The sequence below is a fragment of the Micromonospora maritima genome, assembly GCF_902825405.1.
Lineage (GTDB): Bacteria > Actinomycetota > Actinomycetes > Mycobacteriales > Micromonosporaceae > Micromonospora > Micromonospora maritima.
This window is the reverse complement of record NZ_CADEAU010000583.1, coordinates 1-3,074: the sequence shown is the minus strand read 5'-3', so window position 1 is coordinate 3,074 and position 3,074 is coordinate 1. Positions and strand designations below refer to the sequence as shown.

Below are 3,074 nucleotides of genomic sequence, written 5' to 3'. Positions count from 1 at the left end.
CGGATCCTGGAAGATCATCGCCATGTCCCGACCCCGCAGCCGCCGCACCTCCTCCTCCGCCAGACCCACCAACTGACGCCCACCCACCGAGATCTCCCCCGAGATCGACGCCCGCTTGGAGTTGTGCAGACCCAGGATCGCCAACGACGTGACGCTCTTCCCGGATCCGGACTCACCCACGATCCCGAGCGTGCGACCCCGCTCAACGGCGAATGACACCCCGTCGACGGCCTTCACCACGCCGTCCTCGGTGTCGAACCGCACCCGCAGATCCTTGACCTGGAGATAGGGCCCGTCGCCGGAGCGCTGCTCCGGCACGTCCCGGCGGTCCGGCTCCCCGGACGGCACCGCCTCCGACCTGCCCATTGACCGCCTCCCCTTCGATGATGAAGAGAACCTACAGGAAACCTCTGGAGGCGAAAATAAGCTACAAAGGCTGGGCTGTCAGCGGTCAGAGCGTAACGACTGGGTTTCCGACCTGAACAGCCCTCACCTGGGACATTCACCGACGCGAGTGGGCATCGTCGTCTCGGCGGCGCACCTGAGGTGCGACCATGGTCCCGGCGACGAAGGGAAGATTCCCGCCGGCACGAGGTGGAGGTGACCATGACCGCGGCGGTGTTCGGCCACGACGGCCCGTGGACCGAAGAGGCGTACCTCGCCCTCGGCGAGACGCAGCAACGCGTCGAGCTCTTCGACGGGAGCCTCCACGTGACCCCAGCGCCCACCCCGCGGCACCAGCGGATCCAGCGGAACCTCGGCAACCTGCTCGAAGCCGCGGCGCGGCGCGTGGGCCTGGAGCTGCTGGAGACGGTGAACGTCCGGCTCAGGCCGGGCCGGATACCGATTCCCGACCTGGTCGTCACCGAGCCGATCGACTTCGACGAACCGATGATCGAGGCGCGGGACGTGCGGCTCGTCTGCGAGGTCATCTCACCGAGCAACGCGGCGACCGACAAGGTGCTCAAGATGCACTACTACGCCGCCGCCGGCATCGAGTGGTACCTGCTGGTCGAGCAGGAGACCGGCACGTTGCACCTCTACCGTCGCCAGGGCCGGCACTACCGGGAGGTGTCGGTGACCAAGCCCGCCGACGTGCTGGAGCTGACCGACCCCGTCCGGGCGACGATCCGGCCGGAGGATCTCGTCCCCTGACGGATGTCGGTGCGCTCGCCTAGGGTCGGCCCATGAGCGAGCGTGAGCGAGCGAATCGTCAACGCAGTGCGGTCGTGCCTCATGGCGGCGCGCAGCGAAGCGGAGCGCCGGCATGAGCGAGCGTGAGCGAGCGAATCGTCAACGCAGTGCGGTCGTGCCTCATGGCGGCGCGCAGCGAAGCGGAGCGCCGGCATGAGCGAGTTCGACGCGGCCACCGCCGCCGTGCAGGCCGCCCTCGACGCCGGAGCCCGCTACGCCGACGCCCGGGTGATGCACCGCCGCTACGAGTCGATGTCGGCGCGCAACGGTGACGTCGAGGAGCTGACCCAGCACGAGAGCATCGGCCTGGGTGTCCGCGCGCTCGTCGGTTCGGGGTGGGGCTTCCACGCCGTACCCGAGCTGTCCGACGCGGCGGCCCGCGACGCCGGTCGGCGCGCCGCGGCGATCGCCACCGCGAGCGCGCGGGTCTCCGGTCCGCCGATCGACCTGGTGCCGGTCGAGGCGGCGGTGGCGAGCTGGGCCTCGACCTGCGCGGTCGACCCGCTCGGGGTGCCGCTGTCGGACAAGGGCGACCTGCTTGTCGGCGCCACCGCGACCATGCGGGAGCACGGGGCCGACCTGGCCGAAGGGCTCTACCAGATCTGGGACACCACGAAGTGGTTCGTCTCCAGCGAGGGCCACCGGATCGACCAGCACATCCGGGAGTGCGGCGGCGGCATCTCGGCCACCTCGATCGGCGACGGCGAGACCCAGCGCCGGTCCTACCCGAGCTACCGCGGGCAGTACGGCACCACCGGTTGGGAGCTGGTCACCTCGCTCGACCTGGCCGCGCACGCCGCCCGGATCGCCGAGGAGTCCCGTGAGCTGCTCACCGCTCCGGAGTGCCCGGCCGGCGAGACCGACCTGATCCTCGGCGGCGAGCAGCTCGCGTTGCAGATCCACGAGTCGGTCGGGCACGCCATCGAGCTGGACCGCATCCTCGGCTGGGAGGCCGCCTTCGCCGGCACCTCCTGGCTCGACCTGGCCCGCCTCGGCTCGCTGCGCTACGGCTCCGAGCTGATGAACGTGACGATCGACCCGACCATCCCGGGCGCGCTGGGCAGCTTCGGCTTCGACGACGAGGGCTCCCCGGCGGTCGCCCGGGACGCGGTCCGCGAGGGGCGGTGGGTCGGGGTGCTCGCCGGCCGGGACTCGGCCGCCGTCGCGGGCCTGGACCACGGCGGCAGCGTACGGGCCGACGGCTGGGCCCGGCTGCCCATGGTGCGGATGACGAACGTGGGCCTGGAACCCGGCCCGCACACGCTCGACGAGATCATCGCGGCCACCGACGACGGGGTGCTGATGGACATCAACAGGTCCTGGTCGATCGACGACAAGCGGCTCAACTTCCAGTTCGGCTGCGAGGTCGGCTGGGAGGTGAAGAAGGGCCGCCGGGGGCGGATGCTGCGCAACCCCACCTACACCGGCATCGGGCCGGTCTTCTGGCGGTCGATGGACATGCTCTCCTCGGAGATCGTCCCGTGGGGCACGCCCAACTGCGGCAAGGGGCAGCCCGGCCAGGTCGGGCACACCGGGCATCCGGCCGCGCCGGCCCGCTTCCGCGGTGTCCGGGTGGGGGTGCGGGCGTGAGCACCGAACAGGATCTCGCGGCCCGGGTGGTGGAGCTGGTCCGGCACGTGGCCGGGCCGGGTGCCGAGGCCGAGGTGCTGGTGACCCGCACCGACCTCGCGCTCACCCGCTTCGCCAACTCCTTCATCCACCAGAACGTCGCCGAGACGGGCACCGCGATCCAGGTACGGCTGCACGTCGACGGGCGGACCGCCGCGGGCGGCGGCAACCGGATCGACCCGGACGGGCTGGCCGCGCTGGTCGAGCGGACCCGGGCGGCGGCCCGGGTGGCCCCGCCCGATCCGGCCTGG

General features: G+C 71.6%; 4 protein-coding genes. 3 read left to right on the top strand and 1 reads right to left on the bottom strand.

The window, feature by feature from the left end:
- On the bottom strand, positions 1-366 hold a 366-nt coding region (locus HUW36_RS29455; protein ID WP_174531098.1), incomplete at its 3' end, for an ATP-binding cassette domain-containing protein.
- Positions 367-606: 240 nt separating this feature from the next.
- On the opposite strand from HUW36_RS29455, the gene HUW36_RS29450 reads away from it, so the two are divergent.
- The 3 genes from HUW36_RS29450 to HUW36_RS29440 all read left to right on the top strand — a co-directional run.
- On the top strand, positions 607-1,155 hold the full coding sequence (locus tag HUW36_RS29450; protein WP_174531097.1) for a Uma2 family endonuclease: 549 nt from the start codon (positions 607-609) through the stop codon (positions 1,153-1,155).
- A 192-nt stretch (positions 1,156-1,347) separates the two neighbouring features.
- The gene (locus tag HUW36_RS29445) at positions 1,348-2,784 is read left to right on the top strand and encodes a TldD/PmbA family protein (RefSeq protein ID WP_174531096.1); all 1,437 of its coding nucleotides are present in this window, start codon (positions 1,348-1,350) and stop codon (positions 2,782-2,784) included.
- The coding region (locus HUW36_RS29440) for a PmbA/TldA family metallopeptidase (RefSeq protein ID WP_343044375.1) at positions 2,781-3,074 on the top strand (294 nt) is incomplete at its 3' end. The genes HUW36_RS29445 and HUW36_RS29440, both read left to right, overlap by 4 nt.

Excerpts from the sequence above, each read along its gene's own strand:
- HUW36_RS29450 (WP_174531097.1), top strand. The coding sequence starts at position 607 with ATGACCGCGGCGGTGTTCGGCCACGACGGCCCGTGGACCGAAGAGGCG.
- HUW36_RS29445 (WP_174531096.1), top strand. The coding sequence starts at position 1,348 with ATGAGCGAGTTCGACGCGGCCACCGCCGCCGTGCAGGCCGCCCTCGAC.